The 18,926-nt window shown below is 30.3% G+C and carries 18 protein-coding genes; 15 read left to right on the top strand and 3 right to left on the bottom strand.

Annotation, left to right across the window (positions count from 1 at the left end):
- The first annotated feature begins 16 nt into the window (after positions 1-16).
- From CJ192_RS07080 to CJ192_RS07020, 13 genes are all read left to right on the top strand, one after another.
- Complete coding sequence (locus CJ192_RS07080) at positions 17-1,375, top strand: ABC transporter substrate-binding protein (protein ID WP_102198296.1); 1,359 nt, start codon at positions 17-19, stop codon at positions 1,373-1,375.
- Between the two features lie 110 nt (positions 1,376-1,485).
- Complete coding sequence (locus CJ192_RS07075) at positions 1,486-2,331, top strand: carbohydrate ABC transporter permease (RefSeq protein WP_102198295.1); 846 nt, start codon at positions 1,486-1,488, stop codon at positions 2,329-2,331.
- Positions 2,331-3,167, top strand: coding sequence for a carbohydrate ABC transporter permease (locus tag CJ192_RS07070; protein WP_004814397.1), 837 nt, complete (start codon positions 2,331-2,333; stop codon positions 3,165-3,167). The genes CJ192_RS07075 and CJ192_RS07070 overlap by 1 nt, the downstream gene beginning before the upstream one ends.
- A gap of 4 nt (positions 3,168-3,171) precedes the next feature.
- The gene (locus CJ192_RS07065; protein WP_102198294.1) at positions 3,172-4,203 is read left to right on the top strand and encodes a LacI family DNA-binding transcriptional regulator; all 1,032 of its coding nucleotides are present in this window, start codon (positions 3,172-3,174) and stop codon (positions 4,201-4,203) included.
- 1 nt (position 4,204) lies between these two features.
- Complete coding sequence (gene malQ / locus CJ192_RS07060; protein ID WP_102198293.1) at positions 4,205-5,665, top strand: 4-alpha-glucanotransferase; 1,461 nt, start codon at positions 4,205-4,207, stop codon at positions 5,663-5,665.
- 58 nt (positions 5,666-5,723) lie between these two features.
- Positions 5,724-6,836, top strand: coding sequence for an ABC transporter ATP-binding protein (locus tag CJ192_RS07055; protein ID WP_102198292.1), 1,113 nt, complete (start codon positions 5,724-5,726; stop codon positions 6,834-6,836).
- Positions 6,837-6,860: 24 nt separating this feature from the next.
- On the top strand, positions 6,861-9,155 hold the full coding sequence (locus CJ192_RS07050) for a glycogen/starch/alpha-glucan phosphorylase (RefSeq protein ID WP_102198291.1): 2,295 nt from the start codon (positions 6,861-6,863) through the stop codon (positions 9,153-9,155).
- Between the two features lie 57 nt (positions 9,156-9,212).
- The gene (locus CJ192_RS09490; RefSeq protein ID WP_004818244.1) at positions 9,213-9,359 is read left to right on the top strand and encodes a hypothetical protein; all 147 of its coding nucleotides are present in this window, start codon (positions 9,213-9,215) and stop codon (positions 9,357-9,359) included.
- Between the two features lie 125 nt (positions 9,360-9,484).
- The gene (locus CJ192_RS07040) at positions 9,485-10,213 is read left to right on the top strand and encodes a DeoR/GlpR family DNA-binding transcription regulator (RefSeq protein WP_180960896.1); all 729 of its coding nucleotides are present in this window, start codon (positions 9,485-9,487) and stop codon (positions 10,211-10,213) included.
- Positions 10,214-10,231: 18 nt separating this feature from the next.
- Positions 10,232-11,512, top strand: coding sequence for a four-carbon acid sugar kinase family protein (locus CJ192_RS07035; protein ID WP_004816136.1), 1,281 nt, complete (start codon positions 10,232-10,234; stop codon positions 11,510-11,512).
- 2 nt (positions 11,513-11,514) lie between these two features.
- On the top strand, positions 11,515-12,507 hold the full coding sequence (pdxA, locus tag CJ192_RS07030) for a 4-hydroxythreonine-4-phosphate dehydrogenase PdxA (protein WP_004814388.1): 993 nt from the start codon (positions 11,515-11,517) through the stop codon (positions 12,505-12,507).
- A 10-nt stretch (positions 12,508-12,517) separates the two neighbouring features.
- Positions 12,518-13,897, top strand: a complete 1,380-nt coding sequence (locus tag CJ192_RS07025) for a GntP family permease (RefSeq protein ID WP_102198289.1) — start codon at positions 12,518-12,520, stop codon at positions 13,895-13,897.
- Positions 13,898-14,406: 509 nt separating this feature from the next.
- The gene (locus CJ192_RS07020) at positions 14,407-15,768 is read left to right on the top strand and encodes an MATE family efflux transporter (protein WP_102198288.1); all 1,362 of its coding nucleotides are present in this window, start codon (positions 14,407-14,409) and stop codon (positions 15,766-15,768) included.
- A gap of 50 nt (positions 15,769-15,818) precedes the next feature.
- On the opposite strand, the gene CJ192_RS07015 is transcribed toward CJ192_RS07020, so the two are convergent.
- Both CJ192_RS07015 and CJ192_RS07010 read right to left on the bottom strand, forming a co-directional pair.
- A complete protein-coding gene (locus CJ192_RS07015) occupies positions 15,819-16,472 on the bottom strand; it encodes an HAD family hydrolase (RefSeq protein ID WP_102198287.1) in 654 nt (217 codons plus the stop codon).
- Positions 16,473-16,488: 16 nt separating this feature from the next.
- The gene (locus tag CJ192_RS07010) at positions 16,489-17,028 is read right to left on the bottom strand and encodes a GNAT family N-acetyltransferase (RefSeq protein ID WP_102198286.1); all 540 of its coding nucleotides are present in this window, start codon (positions 17,026-17,028) and stop codon (positions 16,489-16,491) included.
- 114 nt (positions 17,029-17,142) lie between these two features.
- On the opposite strand from CJ192_RS07010, the gene CJ192_RS07005 reads away from it, so the two are divergent.
- Positions 17,143-17,676, top strand: coding sequence for a chromate transporter (locus CJ192_RS07005; RefSeq protein ID WP_102198285.1), 534 nt, complete (start codon positions 17,143-17,145; stop codon positions 17,674-17,676).
- Positions 17,669-18,229, top strand: a complete 561-nt coding sequence (locus tag CJ192_RS07000) for a chromate transporter (RefSeq protein ID WP_102198284.1) — start codon at positions 17,669-17,671, stop codon at positions 18,227-18,229. The genes CJ192_RS07005 and CJ192_RS07000 overlap by 8 nt, the downstream gene beginning before the upstream one ends.
- Positions 18,230-18,549: 320 nt before the next feature.
- Here CJ192_RS07000 and CJ192_RS06995 read toward each other — a convergent pair whose 3' ends face one another.
- Positions 18,550-18,840, bottom strand: a complete 291-nt coding sequence (locus tag CJ192_RS06995) for a hypothetical protein (protein WP_102198283.1) — start codon at positions 18,838-18,840, stop codon at positions 18,550-18,552.
- Positions 18,841-18,926 lie beyond the last annotated feature (86 nt).

Here is an 18,926-nt window from a genome sequence, read left to right as displayed (position 1 = left end):
AAATGGAGGAATTTTTATGAAATTGAAGAAAACGTTATTGGCAACAGCCTTGCTTCTTGCAACATCTTTATCACTCACATCTTGTGGACAAAAAAATGATGCTGACAATAGCTCTAATGCAAAAAGTGGTGATAGTGCAAAGGGATCTGTTTATTATTTGAATTTCAAACCAGAAGTTGAAAAGGTTTGGAATGAGATTGCAAAAACTTATACTGATGAAACAGGTGTTCCTGTTAAGGTTGTTACTGCTGCAAGTGGAACTTATGAAAAAACTTTGAAGGCAGAAATTACAAAATCTGATGCCCCAACACTTTTCCAAATTAATGGACCTATCGGTTACAAAAACTGGAAAGATTATACAAAAGATTTGAAGGATTCTGAACTTTACAAACATCTTATAGACAAAGATCTTGCTGTTAAGGATGGGGAAGGCGTTTTTGGTATTCCTTATGTTGTTGAAGGATATGGAATAATCTATAACGATGCAATTTTACAAAAATATATAAAACTTGATGGTGCAAAAATCAAAAGCGTTGATGAAATTAATAATTTTGAAAAATTAAAAGAAGTTGCTGAGGATATGCAAGCTAAAAAAGCTGATCTTGGAATCGACGGTGCCTTTGCTTGTACTTCTTTAAAACCAGGTGAAGATTGGAGATGGCAAACTCACCTTGCAAATTTACCTATTTTTTATGAATATAGGGACAACAAAGTAAAGGATATGGATGAAGTTAAATTCAAATATTCTGATAATTACAAAAATATTTTTGATCTTTATATTCAAAATTCAACAGTTGAACCAAATGCTTTAACAGGAAAAGCAGTTACAGATTCTATGGCTGAATTTGCTCTTGAAAAAGCTGCCTTTGTTCAAAATGGAAACTGGGCATGGAGCCAAATTTCAGAAGTTTCTGGCAACAAGGTTAAGGCTGAAAATATTAAATTCTTACCAATTTATACAGGAGTAAAGGGTGAAGAAAAACAAGGTATCTGTGTTGGTACTGAAAACTTCTTCTCAGTAAATTCAAAGGCTAGCGAAGAAGACCAAAAAGCTACAGAAGAATTCTTAAATTGGTTATTTACATCTGATAAGGGAAAAGAATTTGTAACAAAAGATCTTGGATTTATTTCACCATTTGATACATTCAAAGAAGAAGATCAACCAGAAGATCCTCTTGCAAAAGAAGTTGTAAAATACATGTCAAACAAAGACTTATACAATGTTGATTGGAACTTCACATCATTCCCAAGCCAAGCTTTCAAAGACTTCTTTGGACAAGCTCTAGGTCAATATGCATCTGGAGAAATGAAATGGAATGAAGTTAAAGATTCATTTGTAAAATCTTGGAAAGATGAAAAAGCAGCTCAAAAGTAAAAGAACAAAAGATTATCTCTGATTAATCTATCCTAATAGAAAAAGTCTGAATGTATGATAAATTATTAAAACATTCAGACTTTTTTTAAAAATCCATAAAGGAGGTTTTTATGGAAAAAATATTGAAAAAATATTTCCCATTTTTTGTCTTACCTACTTTTTTAGTTTTTTGTATAGTTTTTATCATTCCTTTTATTTTGGGAATTGGACTTTCTTTTACAAAATTTACTACAATATTTAATTCTGAATTTGTAGGTTTACAAAATTATGTTACAGCCCTTTCAAGTGGGCAAAGATTTGGAAAAGCCTTTATATTTACAGTAATTTTTACGATTATTTGTGTTATTTCTATAAATGTCTTGGCATTTTCACTTGCTGTTGTTCTTACTAGAAAAATTAGGGGAACAAATTTATTTAGGACTGTATTTTTTATGCCAAACTTAATAGGTGGAATAGTCCTTGGTTATACTTGGCAAGTTATGATTGATTCGTTTTTATTAAAATTTGGCCAAACACTTTTGGCAAATCCTAAATTTGGTTTTTGGGGTTTGGTAATTCTTATGAATTGGCAATTGATTGGTTATATGATGGTAATTTATATAGCAGGCCTTCAAAATGTGCCTCCTGCTTTAATAGAGGCTGCAGAAATTGATGGGGCTAGCAAGGGACAAATTTTAAAGTCAATAACAATTCCAATGGTAATGCCATCAATTACAATTTGTACCTTCTTAACCCTTACCAATAGTTTCAAATTATACGACCAAAACCTTGCCCTAACAGCAGGAGCTCCAATGTATAAGACTGAAATGCTTGCCATGAATATAGTTGATACTATGTTTTCAAGAAATGGATTTGAGGGAGTAGGACAGGCAAAAGCTGTCATATTTTTTATAATCGTAGCCTTTATAGCCTATCTTCAAATCAAACTTACTAGAGAAAAAGAGGTGGAACAATAATGAAAGAAAAAACTATAAATGCAATTTTATTTGTCATAATGTTGTTTTTACTTGTGATTTTCCTATTTCCTATTGGCTTTATCCTTATAAATTCTTTTAAAGGAAAATTTTTTATAAGTGATTCACCATTTAGTCTTCCAAAAGGAGATTCCTTTGCAGGTCTTGAAAATTATGTTTCTGGTCTTGCAAGGACAGGATTTTTCCAAGCAGCTGGCTGGTCATTTTTTATAACAATAATTTCTGTTGCAGTTGTTGTACTTTTTTCAGCAATGACAGCCTATTATTTAACCAGGGTAAAAAATAAATTTACACAAGTAATTTATTATTTATTTGTATTTTCAATGATAGTTCCATTCCAAATGGTTATGTTTCCAACAATAAAAGTTGCAGACATGCTTCATTTGAACAATCCAATAGGTATGGTTGTTTTGTATTTAGGCTTTGGAAGTGGGCTTTCAGTATTTATGTTTGCAGGATTTATAAAATCAATCCCAATAGAAATTGAAGAAGCCTCAATGATAGATGGATGTTCGCCAATAAAACATTTCTTCTACATTATTCTTCCAATTTTAAAACCAACAGCAATAACAGTAGCAATTTTAAATACCATGTGGATTTGGAATGATTACCTCCTACCTTATCTTGTAATAGGAGTAAGTACCCCATATAAAACTATTCCAGTTGTAATCCAAATGCTTGTTGGAAGTAATGGAAACAAAGACTTAGGAGCTATGATGGCTATGCTTGTATTATCTATGTTACCTGTGATAGTATTTTACTTGACAATGCAAAAACATATTGTGAAAGGAGTTGCCGCTGGAGCAATTAAGGGATAGGTAAATGAAAAGAGTAACCATAAAAGAAATAGCATCCTTGTGTGGAGTAAGTGTAAGTACAGTTTCAAGAGCTATAAATAATAATGATGAAATAAGCGAAAAAACAAGAAAAAAAATCCTTGATACTATAAAAGAAGTTGGCTATACACCAAACCAAAATGCAAGAAATTTAAAAATAACAAAAACAAAAACTATTGCAGTTTTGATAAAGGGAATTACAAATCCTTTCTTCACACCCATGCTAAAAGTCTTAGAAGAAGAAATTACAAAGTCTGGTTACACTTTTGCCCTACAAAAAGTTGAAGAAAATTCAAGCGAGCTAGATCTTGCCCAAAAAATTGTGAAAACTTTAAAACCAGAAGGAATAATATTTTTGGGAGGATATTTTGTAAATGATAAGAAAAAATTGAAGTCTTTAGCAGTTCCATTTACAATGACGACAATAATAAATCAAACCCTACAAATTCCAAGGTCAGCTTGCTTGGGAATAGATGATTTTCTTCAAAGCAAAAAATTAGTAGAATATTTGATAAGTCTTGGCCACAAAAAAATTGCCTTGATTGGACCAAGATATGATGATGAAAGTATAGGAAAGCTTAGACTTCTAGGTTACAAAAAGGCCCTAGAAGAAAATGGGATAGAATTTGATGAAAAATTAGTTTTTTATTCAAATAAAGGCTTAAACCCTTACTCCCTAGAACATGGTTATGAGGTTGGCAAAAAAATTGTCAAAGAAAATATTTCTTGCACGGCAATTTTTGCAATTTCAGATACCATTGCCATGGGGGCTATGAAGGCTATTTATGATTTTGGAAAAAAAGTTCCAGAAGATTATTCTCTTGCAGGTTTTGATGGACTAGAGATAAATAAATACTTACTAAAACCGATAACAACCATAGTCCAACCTGCATCAGAAATAGCCTATAAGTCTGTAAAAGTCTTATTTAAAATAATTGATAAAAAAGAATACGAAAAGATAAGTAAGTTTGATGCGAAATTATATATAGGAAAAACCACAAAAAAAGTTAGGAGTTAAGATGAAAAAAGCAGGTATTTTATTACCCCTACAAAGTATAAACGGAGATTACGGGATTGGAGATTTTGGAGAAAAATCATATGAATTTATAGATATAATAAAAAAATCTGGATTTGATATGTGGCAAATTTTGCCCCTAAATCCACTAGGCTATGGAAATTCTCCTTACCAACCTTACTCATCCTTCGCAGGAGATGAAATTTATATATCCTTAGAACTATTATATAAGGATGGACTTCTTGATCAAAAACCAAAAAAATTAGACCAAAAATCAAGAATTGACTATGAATTTGTAAGAAAATTTAAGGAAAAATATTTAAAATTAGCCTATGAAAATTTCAAAAAAAATAAGGGATTTGAAGATGAGTCTTACAAAGATTTTTTGAAATTTGATTTTGTCTACAATTACGGGGTTTTTATAACATTTAAAAAAGAAAATGGTCTAAGGTCATGGAATGAATGGCCAGATGAGATGAAAAATTGGATAAGGGATAAAAAGCTAGACTTAAGTCCTTATGAGGATAAGATAAATTATGAAATTTTTATCCAATATATTTTCTATAAACAATGGATGAAGTTAAAAGAATATGCCAATGAAAATAAGATAAAAATTGTTGGAGATATTCCTTTTTATGTAGGTCTTGATAGCCTTGATGTTTGGGAAAATCAAAAATATTTCCAAATAACTAAAGATGGTAGAGAAAAATCAATTGCAGGAGTACCACCAGATAATTTCTCAGCTACAGGACAAAGGTGGGGAAATCCGATTTATAATTGGGAAAAAATAAAAGAAGATGATTTTTCATTTTGGATAAATAGGCTTGCCTATAACGGAAAACTCTATGATATTGTAAGGCTTGATCACTTTAGGGCCTTTGATACCTATTGGGTAATTGATGCAAAAGAAAAAACAGCTATTAAAGGAAAGTGGCATCTTGCCCCAGGTTATGACTTATTTAAAAAAGTGAAAAAAGAATTAAATGATGTGGAATTTATTGCAGAAGATTTGGGAGAAATAAGGCCAGAAGTTTTTGAGCTTAGGGATTATTTTGACTTAAAGGGCATGGTTATTATCCAAGAATTTTTAAAACCAAAAGAGGAAAAATATATAGATGCCCCAGAAAATTCTGTAGCCTATACAGGAACTCACGATAACAAAACTCTTATGGCCTGGTTTGACGAATTGGATAAGGATAAAAAGAAAGATGTAAAAAAACTTTTTGAAAAACTTGGCATAAAAAATGATACTATTTATGATGATTTCTTTGAATTTGCCATGAAAAGGGATAGTGAGTATGTAATAATTCCCCTCCAAGATATTTTGGGCTTGGGAGATGAGGCAAGAATCAATGAGCCTGCAACTTTAAGTGATAAAAATTGGTCTTTCAAATTCACATCCATGGAAAGTTTAAAGGAAAAAGAAGAATTTTTGAAAGAAATCATAGAAAAAAATAGGAAATAAATTCGAAATATCAAAATTACACCCTTATTTTGTGAATTTTGATATTAAAGGAGAAAAAATGGCAAATTTAAGTTTAAAAAATATAAATAAAATTTATGATAACGGCTTTCATGCTGTAAAAGATTTTAATATGGAAATTGAGGATAAGGAATTTATAATTTTTGTTGGCCCTTCAGGTTGTGGTAAGTCTACAACTTTAAGAATGATAGCAGGCCTTGAAGATATAAGTTCTGGAGATCTTGAAATTGATGGAAAAAGAATGAATGATGTCCTTCCAAAAGATAGAGACATTGCCATGGTTTTTCAAAATTATGCCCTCTATCCTCATATGACAGTTTATGATAATATGGCATTTTCTCTAAAAATTAAAAAAATGCCAAAGGATGAAATTGATAAAAAAGTAAAAGAAGCTGCCCAAATTCTGGGGATAGAAAATTTATTAAAGAGAAAACCAAAACAATTATCCGGTGGTCAAAGGCAAAGAGTTGCCATGGGGCGAGCTATTGTTAGAAATCCAAAAGTATTTTTGATGGATGAGCCTTTAAGTAACCTTGATGCTAAACTTAGGGTTCAAATGAGAATAGAAATTTCAAAACTCCACCAAAAATTGGGAACTACAATGATTTATGTAACCCACGACCAAACAGAGGCTATGACTCTTGGTACAAGAATTGTCGTAATGAAAGATGGAATTGTCCAACAAATCGATACTCCACAAAATCTTTACGACCATCCAAGGAATTTATTTGTGGCAGGATTTATAGGTTCTCCTCAAATTAACTTGATTGATGTAGAAGTTTTAAAAGAAGATGATGGAATTTATGTAAAAAATGATCATATAAAATTAAAACTTCCTGAACAAAAGGGTCGTGTCCTTGAAGATAAAAATTATATAGGGAAAAAAGTTGTTTTTGGAATAAGACCAGAATCCTTATATGATGATGACGATTATTTAGAAAAAACAGACCAAGGTTCAATTATTGAAGCAAAAGTTAGAGTTTATGAGCTTATGGGAGCAGAAGTTTATTTATATTTTGACCTTGGTGATGATCAAATTACTGCCAGGGTAAAACCATCAACAAAAGCAAGGGTTGGAGAAAATACAAAATTTGCCTTTGATATGGAAAAATCATACTTGTTTGATCCTGAGACAAAATTAATTATAGAATAAAAATATAGAAAGAATAGGGAAGTTATGGAAGAAAAATTGAAAGATTTAGCCCAAAAACTTTTTGGCAAGGAAATTCTTGATTTAAATGATAAGGAGCTTTACCTTCTTTTATCAGAATTTTCAAATAATTTGTTAAATAAAATTGAAAGACCAAAGAAAAGTGATAGGAAGCTTTATTATTTTTCAGCAGAATTTCTTTTAGGTAAACTTTTGAAAAATAACTTATCAAATTTGGGAATAAGGGATGAGGTAAAAGAAATTTTATCCAAAAATGGAAAAGATATAGAAAAAGTAGAAGAGTTTGAAGCTGAACCATCTTTGGGAAATGGTGGACTTGGAAGGCTTGCTGCTTGTTTTATGGATTCTTTTGCAAATTTAGGTTTAAATGCAGAAGGAATTGGAATTTGTTATCACTTTGGACTTTTTAGGCAAAAATTTGAAGATTATAAGCAAAAAGAAGTTAAAGATCCTTGGCTTGATGATTCAAACGCCCTAATAAAAACCGATACAAAATTCCATGTAAATTTTAAAAACCAAAAGGTTGAAGCTACAATGTATGACTTGCCAATTTCTGCAAGGAAGGATTCAAGATCAACAATACATTTTTTTGATATAGATAGTGTAGATGAGTCAATAGTAAAAGAAGGAATTTCTTTTGACAAAAAAGATATAGAAAAAAATCTAAGCCTATTTTTATATCCTGACGATAGCGATGAAGATGGACAAAAACTTAGAATTTACCAACAATATTTTATGGTTTCATGTGGTGGAAGATATATTTTAGATGAGTATATAAAAAGTGGAAATAAACTTGAAGAGTTTGGAGATAAGATTAGAATTCAAATAAATGACACCCACCCAACTATGATAATTCCTGAAATGATTAGGCTACTTACAAGTAAGGGTCTAAGTTTTGAAAAGGCTGTTGAAGAAATTACAAAAGCATGTGCCTACACCAACCACACAATTTTACAAGAGGCCTTGGAAAAATGGAATTACCAAATGCTAGAAGATGTGGTTCCAGGTCTAATGCCAATAATTGAAAAATTGGATGAAATTGTAAGAGAAAAATATGACAACGAAAAAGTTTATATTATAGAAAATAAAAAAGAGGATGAAAAGAATCCAGAAAAACTTACAAGAATTGTCCACATGGCAAATATAGCCATACATTTTTCATCAAAGGTAAATGGGGTTGCCCAACTTCATAGCGATATATTAGTAAATGAAACCCTAAAAGATTTTTATGAAATATATCCAGACAAGTTTGAAAATGTGACAAATGGGATATCTTTCAAAAGATTTTTCCACAATTGTAATGAAGACTTAACAAAATTAATAGAATCCTTGATAGGTCCTGAATTTAAAGATGATCCTACTAAGCTAGAAGAATTATTAAAATTCCAAGATGACCCAGAAGTTTTGGATAAATTTTTGAGGGTAAAAGAAATAGCCAAAGAAAATCTCTCTAAATATGTAAAAGAAAAAGAGGGAGTAGATTTAGATATAAATTCTATATTTGATGTTCAAATCAAGCGTCTTCACGAATACAAAAGACAACAAATGAACGCCCTTTATGTAATTGACACCTACCTAAAAATAAAAAAAGGCATCCTTCCAAAAAATCCTATAACAGTAATTTTTGGGGCGAAGGCAGCACCTTCTTATTACATGGCAAAAAATATCATCCACCTTATCTTATGCTTACAAGAGTTAATTGATAAGGATGAGGATGTAAATAAATATTTGAAAGTTGTAATGTTGACAAATTATAATGTTTCATACGCAGAAAAAATAATTCCAGCAACAGAAATTTCTGAGCAAATTTCCCTAGCATCAAAAGAAGCATCTGGAACAGGAAATATGAAAATGATGCTTAATGGAGCAGTAACTTTGGGAACCTTGGATGGTGCAAATGTAGAGATAAGGGATTTGGTTGGAGATGAAAATATTTATATTTTTGGTAAAAAAGCTGATCAAATAATAGACCTTTATGAAAAAGACTCTTATAAGGCTAAAGAAATCTATGAAAAAAATGAAGATATAAAAAGAGCTGTTGACTTTATAGTTTCAAAAGAAATCTTAGAAATTGGTGATAAGGAGATGTTAGAATGTCTTCACAATGACCTAATAAATAAAGATTACTTTATGGCCCTAATAGATCTTGAGGAATATATTAAAGTTAAAAATAAATTAATAGAAGCATATACAGACAAAAGATCATTTGCAAAAATGGCCATCAACAATATAGCAAAGGCAGGATTTTTCTCATCTGATAGAAGTATTAGAGATTATAACAGAAAAATCTGGAACCTATAATAAAAATTGTAATAAAATACCCTCTTTACTGGACAAACCAGTAAGGAGGGTATTTTTATGAAATATAGTTATGAATTTAAAAAAGAATGCGTAAATTTTTACAGAGAAGGAAAATGGACGGATAAACCTAAAGTAATTAAAGAAAAAATATTAAGCGATTTTTGTAGAAATATGACTTATACTAACAAATCATTTTCCAATTAGATTAATAATGTATACTTTAATTCTAAATAATTTCTATAGCAAGCCAATATGTAAATTTATTTTTTTATAAAAATGTTTGCAAAAAAATTTTAAGCATGGTATTATATAAAAGTAAACGAAAGGAAATGAAATTAAATAAAATGTTTTTAGAAGAAAGATTGAAATTTATCGAAAGCAAACTTAATAAAGATTACAGGGTTAATGTTTCCGATTTGGCAGATGATCTTAAAGTTTCTGAAGTGACTATAAGAAAAGATTTGAAAGAGCTTGAAGAAAAAAATATTGCCAAAAGAACCCACGGTGGGGCTATTAAGATTCAAAAAAATATAAAAGAACTTGCTGTTGATAACAAGAAAACCATAAATATAGATTTAAAAAAATCTATAGCCTTAAAGGCAAGTAAGTTTTTAGAAGATGATATAGTTATATTCTTAGATTCTGGAACTACAACTTATATGCTTGTTGATTATATTAAAAAATATAAAAACATAGAAGTTATTACATATGATTTAGGAATAGCCTACAGCTTATCGGATTTTGAAAATATAAAAACATATTTATTAGGTGGATATGTAGATATAAAAACAAGAACTTTATCTTCTATTGATGGGCTTGAGAACTTATCAAGACTGCATGCAGACATTTGTTTTATGGGTACAGATGCCTATGATGAAAAGTTTGTTTATTCAACTTCTGAAAAAAAGGGAAGAATAAAAAGAAAAATGATTGAAAATTCTAATTTATCCATAATGATGACGGATACGAGTAAATTTGGGAAAACAGGTTTCTATTCTTTCAACAAGTGTGATGAATTTGATTATTTTATAACTGAAGATTTTAAATCTAACATTTAAAAATTCAAAGGAGGGATTATGAAAGAGGTTATGATAATAGCCGATGATCTGACGGGTGCTAATGCAAATTGTGCCTTGATGAAGGGGATAGGCTTAACAACTGCAAGTATCACTGGAAACGATATTAGTGATCTTCGTGGAGAAATTGATGTATTTGCTTTTACAACGGACTCTAGGGCTATGAGTTCAGATCAAGCTTATAAAAGAGTTTTTGAAAAAGTTAATAAATTTAAAAAAGATGAAGTGATTTTATATTCTAAAAGGATAGATTCTACCCTAAGAGGAAACCTAGGATCGGAACTTAAGGCTTACCAAGATGCTTTAGGAGATAAAAGATTGGCTATTTGTGTTCCATCCTTTCCAGATTCTAAAAGAATTGTAGTAAACGATTTTATGTATGTAGATGGAATTCCCTTGATGAATACAGATGCAGGCAAGGATTCAAAAATATCAGCCGTATCTAACTTGGTTAGCGAGAATTTTAAAAAAGATTATGAAGGAAAAATCAAACATATATCTATAAATGAAATTGAAAAAGGCATTGAAAATATAAAAAAATTAATAATTGAAAATAAAGACTATGACCTTCTTATCTTTGATGCTATAACAAATGAGCAAATAAGAAAGATTGCTAAAGCAAGTATAGAAAGCAAAGTAAACTTTATTAGCGTAGATCCAGGTCCATTTACAAAAGAAGTAACAAAAATTCTTTATAAGCAAAGTCACATTAGTACAAAGGCTTTGGCAGTAATCGGCTCTGTTACAAACGTAACAATTAATCAAATGAAACAATTATACAAAAATTTCAATTCTTTTAAACTTGAAGTAGATCCTATAAAACTAATAGACATAGACCTAGCTTTGGAAGAAATCGAAAGAGCAACAAATCTTGCAGAAAAAGAGTTAAAGGAAAGGAAATTAGTTGTAATAACTACAACACCAGATGATATTGAAAAAAGACTTGATTTAAAATCAATCTCTGAAGAAAAAAAGATGAGTATTGATGACCTATCTCTTATGATTTCTAGAGGACTTGCCAAAATTGCAAAAAAAATAATAGTTAAGGACAAGGCAATATCTGGGGCATTTACTTCTGGAGGAGATGTAACAATAGCAGTAACAGAAGAGCTTGGAAGCCAAGGAATCGAAATAAGAGAAGAAATAGAACCTCTAGTTGCCTATGGAAGACTTATAGGTGGATGTGTAGATGGTTTAAAAATTGTAAGTAAGGGTGGCATGGTTGGAACAGACCAAATAATGGTAAAATGTATCGATAGATTATTAAGCAAAGGAGAGTAAAAATGAAAAGAAGTAGAATAGCAGTAACATTAGGAGATCCAGCAGGAATAGGACCAGAAATAGTAGCAAAAACATTTAATGTAAAAGAATTGTATGACCAAGCTGATATAGTTTTGGTAGGAGATAAGAATGTTTTAGAAAAAGCATTAAAAGTTACAGGTCTTGACTTAAAAATAAATATAATTGAACATGTAAACGAAGGAAAATATGAATTTGGAACAATAGATTTAATAGATTTAAAAAATATGCCAGAAGATTACGAATTTGGAGAGGTAAGTGCAGCTTGTGGTAAGGCAGCTTATGAATATATTTTTAAAGCTGGTGAACTTGCTATGAATGGAGAAGTAGAATCTGTTGCTACATCACCAATCAATAAAGAATCACTAAGAGCAGCTGATATACCATTTATAGGACATACAGAAATGTTTGAAAAAATTTCTGGAGTAAAAGATCCACTTACAATGTTTGAAGTGGAAGGATTGAGAGTATTTTTCTTATCAAGGCACCTTTCACTAAAAGATGCAATAGATCAAGTTAAATATGATAAGGTTTATGAATACATTGAAAGATGTACAGAAGCTATGAAGAGATTGGGAGTTGAAGGAACTCTTGCAGTTGCAGGATTAAATCCACACTCAGGCGAGCATGGTTTGTTTGGATACGAAGAAGTAGAAGAGATTAGTCCAGCAATTGAAGATGCTAAGAAAAAAGGATTTGATGTTACAGGACCTGTTGGGGCTGACTCAGTCTTTGCTCAAGGACTTCAAGGAAAATATGGAGCAGTTTTGTCACTTTATCACGATCAAGGACACATTGCTACAAAAACATATAATTTTATGAAGACAATTTCACTTACAAATTCAATGCCATTTTTAAGAACTTCTGTAGATCATGGAACAGCCTTTGATGTTGCAGGAAAAAATATTGCATCAGAAGTAAGTATGGTAGAGGCTGTGAAACTTGCTGCAAAATATGGCCCACAATTTAGAAGATAGTAGGTAAAATATGTCAGATAATAGAATATTAATAGCCTTAATAGTAGGACTTGTCCTACTAATAGGGCTTATTGTAAAAACAAAAATACATACATTTTTAGCTCTTATTATTTCAGCTCTTTTTATAGGAGTAGCTGGCGGAATGCCTTATGAGGAAGTAATAAAAAGTGTAACGGATGGATTCGGAGGTACACTTGGAAGCATAGGAATAATAATAGGCTTTGGAGTAATGATGGGACAGCTTTTTGAAATTTCAAATGCTGCAAAGAGAATGGCCCTAACCTTTATAAAAATATTTGGTAAGGGTAGGGAAGATTTGGCCATGGCCATTACAGGATTTTTAGTTTCAATTCCAATTTATTGTGACTCAGGCTTTATAATTTTATTTCCAGTGGCAAAGGCCCTATCAAAAAATACAAGAAAATCAGTTATTACATTAGGTCTTGCCCTAGCATCAGGACTTGTAATAACCCATACCTTGGTTCCGCCAACTCCAGGACCTGTAGGAGCAGCTGGAATTTTTGGTGCAAATGTAGGGGCTGTTATATTGTGGGGGATAGTAATAGCAATACCTATGGTTGTAGCAACCTTATTATATGCTAGATACTATGGAAAAAAGGTTTACCAATTGCCAGATGAAAATGGAGATTGGATAAGACCAGAAATTCAAGAAGAAAGTAAAATAGTTGATTATAAGTTAGATGAAAATGAAAAAATGCCATCAGCAACAATAGCATTTTTACCAATAATAGTTCCTATAATACTTATCTTAATAAATACAATAATAGGAGCTCTTTCAAAAGTAAAAGGATTTGAAATAAAAGGAATTTTAAGCGCTTTTGTATTTTTGGGAACACCTATAGTTGCTGTTGGAATAGGCTTAGTAATAGCGATTATTACCCTAACAAAAAACATGTCAAGAGATAAGGTAATAAAAGAGCTAGAAATAGGCATCCAGTCTGCAGGAATAATAATTCTTGTCACAGGTGGTGGAGGAGCCTTAGGAAAAGTTCTAACAGAATCAGGAGTTGGTTCTGATATAGCAACTTCAATTTCAAAAATGAAAATAAATCCATTATTGTTACCATTTATAATTTCAACACTTATTAGATTTATACAAGGATCAGGAACGGTTGCTATGTTAACATCAGCATCAATTTCAGCTCCAATAGTTTTAGAGTTGGGAGTAGATCCAGTGTTTGCAACCCTATCAGCATGTGTAGGATCAATATTTTTCTCATACTTTAACGATTCATTTTTCTGGGTTGTAAATAGGTCGCTAGGTTTAACAAAGGCCAAAGAGCAAATAAAGGGATATTCAATAATATCAACAATTGCTTGGGCTGTTGGATTTGTTTCAATAGTTATTTTAAATCTATTATTTGGATAAAATTTATTAAAATATTTTAAAAGTTTTTTATCTATTTATTGTGAAGTTTTTAGTAGTCATGAATTTCTAATTAGAATTTAATATTTATTATAGCTAACAATGTGCATTTAGAAAAAGGAGTTTAATAATATATTTTTAGATATATTATTAAACTCCTTTATATTTTTTGTTTTATATTTTGTTAGCAATACAAAATATAAAATTCTGATTCCATTTTAAATAAATAGAAATTTTTTTCGCTTTCAATTATAAAATTTTCCATTTCAAAATCCACTTTATTTTTATTCTATGTGTCTTCTATTATATTTTAAACTAAGTAATTATGAAAATTTTATTTATCTAATTTGTCAAATGTAAATGTATAAATTATTAATTAAAAAACAAATTGATAATTATTGACAAAATAATTTATATTTTGTAAAATCTAGGATATTGAATATCATATAAATTATGGAAAAAAATTTTTAAATTTGATAAAATAATTTAAATTCAAAATAAAAGGAGGTCTTATGGAAAAAAGAAAAGATATTGACTTAACAAAAGAAAATATTGGAAAATCTTTGATACTTTTATCGATTCCCCTAACTCTTACAGCCTTTGTGCAAATAGCCTACACCTTGGTTGATATGGTTTGGATTGGAAGAATTGGATCAAATGCTGTAGCTGCCGTTGGAGTTTCATATTTTTTGGCTTGGATTGCTGAAGCCCTTTCTTTGATTGCAAAAATTGGTGGGGGAGTTTATGCCTCTCAAGCCTATGGAAGAAAAGATAAAAAACTTACCTCCTTGATCCTTCAAAATGGATACTTACAAGGCTTTATCACTTCAATTATTTACATAATTTTAATTTTAACCCTTAAAACTTATATTATTGATTTTTATAAGCTTGGAGATGAGGTTTCTAAATTTGCCAACCAATACCTTTCAATAACTGCTTTGGGATATGTTTTTGTTTTTTTAAATCCTATTTTCTCCCAAGCCTTTTATTCTATTGGTGAGAGTGTAACTCCTTTTAAAATAAATACAATTGGCCTTGTTTTAAATATTATTTTGGATCCTATTTTTATTTTTGGTCTTGGCCCAATTCCAGCTATGGGGATAAGAGGGGCCGCTTTTGCAACAGTTACTGGTCAGGCTACTGTTTTTATAATTTTTTTATTTGTGATGAAAAGAAAAGACGGAGTTATAAAAAATTCTTTGGAAAATTTTACTCTTTCTACAAAATGGCAAAAAAGAATTTTTAAACTTGGCCTTCCAGTTTCTTTTATAAGTGGTATTCATGCCCTTATAACTATAATTTTAAATAAACTTATGGCAGGTTTTGGGCCAAAACCAGTTGCAGTTTATTCTATAGGAAGTCAACTTGAATCAATTTCTTGGAAAACAACCGAGGGTTGCCAAGCTGTAATCCAATCCTTGATTGCCCAAAATTATGGGGCAGGACTTGTTGATAGGGTAAAAAAGGGCGTAAAAGAAAGTTTGAAACTTGTAGGGGCAATTGGACTTATTGCAAGTATTATTCTTTTTGGATTTAGAAATTCCTTATTTAAAGTTTTTGTGCCGGGAGATTTAGAAACAATAAATTTGGGGGCAAAATATTTGGCAATTCTTTCAGCAAGCCAATTAATGATGTCTTTAGAAATTGGATCTACAGGAATTTTCCAAGGCCTATCTGATACAAGGACTCCATCAATAATTTCTGTGATTTTTAATGGAGCAAGAATCCCAATTTCACTTTTATTAATCCCATATTTTGGAGTTTTGGGAATTTGGTTATCAATGACTATAACATCAATAATAAAGGGCCTACTTTCACTTTATCTTTTGAGAAAGAAAATTAAAAAGAATTTAAAATTTGTGGATTTTAGATAAGATTTTTTCAAAAATAACAAAAAAATAACCACCATTTGGTGGTTTTATTTTTATAAATTTTTAATTTTTTCCATATCAAGATCTTTTATATTATCAAGAATTATATCAGATTCTTTTTTTATTTCTTCCCACTCATTTTTATTGTGAGGGAAATCTTTAATTCCTACGATTTTTATGCCAAGTTTTTTTGCTGTTTTTATAGCATAAAGGGCATCATCAAATAAAACAGCTTCCTCTGCTTTTATTTGGTATTTATCGAGGGCATCTTGCCAATATTCTTTTTGATTTTTTTTATAGCCAATTGTATCAGGAGTTTGGATAAAATCAAATAAATCGAAAAGGCCTAATCTTTTTAGGGCATTTTCCAAATGAACCCTGTCAGTTGAAGAGCAAATACACATATCATAGCCCTCATCTTTTAATTTTCTTAAAGTTTTCTCAGCTCCAACTTTTGGCATGAGAGAATTTTTGTAGGCGTCTGTTATTGTATCAGAAAAATAATTTATTATATCTTCTTCGCTTCTTTCAGGACAGACATTTTTATTTAACCACTTTACTGTATCAATAAAAGTCAAGGCTTCAATTTGTCCTTTTTGTTCAGTTGTAAGTTTAAAATTATAATCATCCAACAATTTCCCAATAGGTTTTAGCCATATATGCATAGAATCTAGAATAGTTCCGTCACAATCAAATAATAATTTCATAAAATCTCCTTAAAATTTAAGTAAGTTTAATGTTTTCTTCAATATAAGCCCTTGGGAAAATTGAAGTCAATAAGTCCATGTAGTGGTTAAAATTAATAGTCTTGTTAAGGCTCATTAATTCCAAATCAACCCCGAACCAAGAAATATTTATGTCAGTTTGCCTAAAACCGAGATTTTCATAAAATTTCTTTCTTTTTTGCCTTTGCAAAAGATTGCTAGCCTCGTTTACACAAGGTTCAATCTCAATAATTATAGTTTTATTTTCCATTTCATTTAAAAGCTCAATAGCTTTTGAACCAAGACTTAGACCCCTGTATTCGCTTTTTATTGCAAAATAATCAATTAAAAGTGTATTATCACCATCAGAATCAAGGGTTATAAACATCCCAACAAATTCATCATCCATCAAAATTGGAATAATTCTTCCGTAACCATTTTGGCAAACTTTAATAATTTGATCCATTGGTTTTCTTTCAGCCTTTGGAAAAGCTTCTATATATAAATCATTAATTTCATTTAAATACTTTAAGTAGGAGTCTGATAAAGTTAAATTCATAAAATTCCTTTCATTTAATCGCTATAAAAATTATTATACCAATAAAAAGGCTCTATTCAAGCGATTTAGCCAAAGTCTCCCCTTGTGCTATAATAAATTAAAAGGAGAATTAAAATGAAAATATTATTAGATCTTTACATAACTTTTTTTAAAATAGGGGCCTTTACCTTTGGAGGAGGTTATGCCATGCTTCCTCTTTTACAAAGGGAATTGGTTGATAAAAGAAAGTGGATTACAGAAGAAGAAATGCTAGATTATTATGCAATAGGCCAAACAACACCAGGAATAATTGCTGTAAATACATCAACATTTTGTGGGATAAAAAGAAAGGGAAATTTGGGAGGAATAATTGCATCTTTGGGCTTTATCACCCCATCAATAATAATAATTACTCTTATTGCTAATTTTTTAAAAGAATTTTCCCATTTACTAATCATCCAACACGCCTTTGCTGGAATTAGGATTGCAGTTTCAGCCTTAGTTTTAAATACAGTAATAAATATGGTCAAAAAAACAGCTAATACAAAAATAAAAGTTTTAATATTTTTATTAACTTTTATAGCAATTGGAATTTTTTCTATATCACCCATAATTATCGTTATAGCTTGTGGGATTTTTGGAATTCTTTTTGGAGGAAAATATGCTTAGCTTGATGTGGGAATTTTTCAAAACAGGACTTTTTGCAATAGGAGGAGGAATGGCAACTTTTCCCTTCCTACAAAAAATGGCAGAAAATTATGATTGGTTTACAAGTGAAGAATTATTAGATATGATTGCAGTTTCAGAATCAACTCCAGGAGCTATTGGAATAAATGTGGCAAGTTTTGCAGGCTATAAGGCCTATGGAATTGTTGGGGCAATTCTTGCAACTTTTTCTTTAATAAGTCCTGCAATAATAATAATTTTAATAATAGCAAAATCTATGGATAAATTTAAAAGATCTCTCAGAGTAAAAAATGCCTTTGAATTTATAAGGCCATCAACGGCAGGACTAATTTTGGGAGCCATGCTAAATGTTATGGTAATTTCCTTATTTAACGTAAAATTATACCAAAAAACAGGAAATTTCCTAGATTTATTCCAATTAATTCAGCTTATTTTGTTCCTAGGATTTTTATTTTTATTAAGAAAATACAAAAAAATCCACCCTCTATTAATAATAGGGATGGGGGCATTATTTGGAATTGTTTTTAAATTGTAAAAAAAGTAGGATCAGAGCGTAGACAAAGTATAAATGTAGATAATAATTTATTTTAAAATAAAAATTAAGCTACGCACCATCTCGACTAGATAAATGTGCATTGATTTTGCACATTTATCCCTAAAATTAAGTGCGAAAGCACGGAGACATTTGCAAAGCAAATATGTTTTAGTGTGAGTGAAACGAACGCACGGAGAAATCTCATGAGATTTCTCGATTTACTACGTTCGCTCGAAATGGAAGAATTTTTAGTTTGTCAACAGACTGGTAGGATATATCTTCCTACTTTTTTTATTGACTTATATATTATTTTAAATTAACTACTTAAAGCTTACAGGTAAAATCATTGCAAAATATGCCTTCCACCTGTATTTTAGAATAATTTTCATAAAATCACCTAAAAGTTCGGAGTCCTTATTGTCATAAAGGGCATCTCTTAAATACGGATAGAGCTTATATGAGGCATAGTTTATATTTGTCTTATTATTTGACAATTCTTTATATTGGTCTAAAATTTTTTTCCTAAAAGTTTCAGTTAAATTTAAATTTTTATCATTGTAAATTTGGTGAAGTTTTTCCATAAAATATTTTTGTTTTTCTTTTTTTCTCATAAATCTACCTCTAATTTATTATGATACAATAGTTCATTTTATTTGTAAATGTTTAGATGCCAATGACAATTGCGAAACTTACCAAA

It is taken from the genome of Anaerococcus hydrogenalis (genome assembly GCF_002871895.1).
GTDB classification, from domain to species: domain Bacteria; phylum Bacillota; class Clostridia; order Tissierellales; family Peptoniphilaceae; genus Anaerococcus; species Anaerococcus hydrogenalis.
Note: the sequence above shows the minus strand (reverse complement) of the source record. Positions and strands in the feature narration are given on the sequence as shown.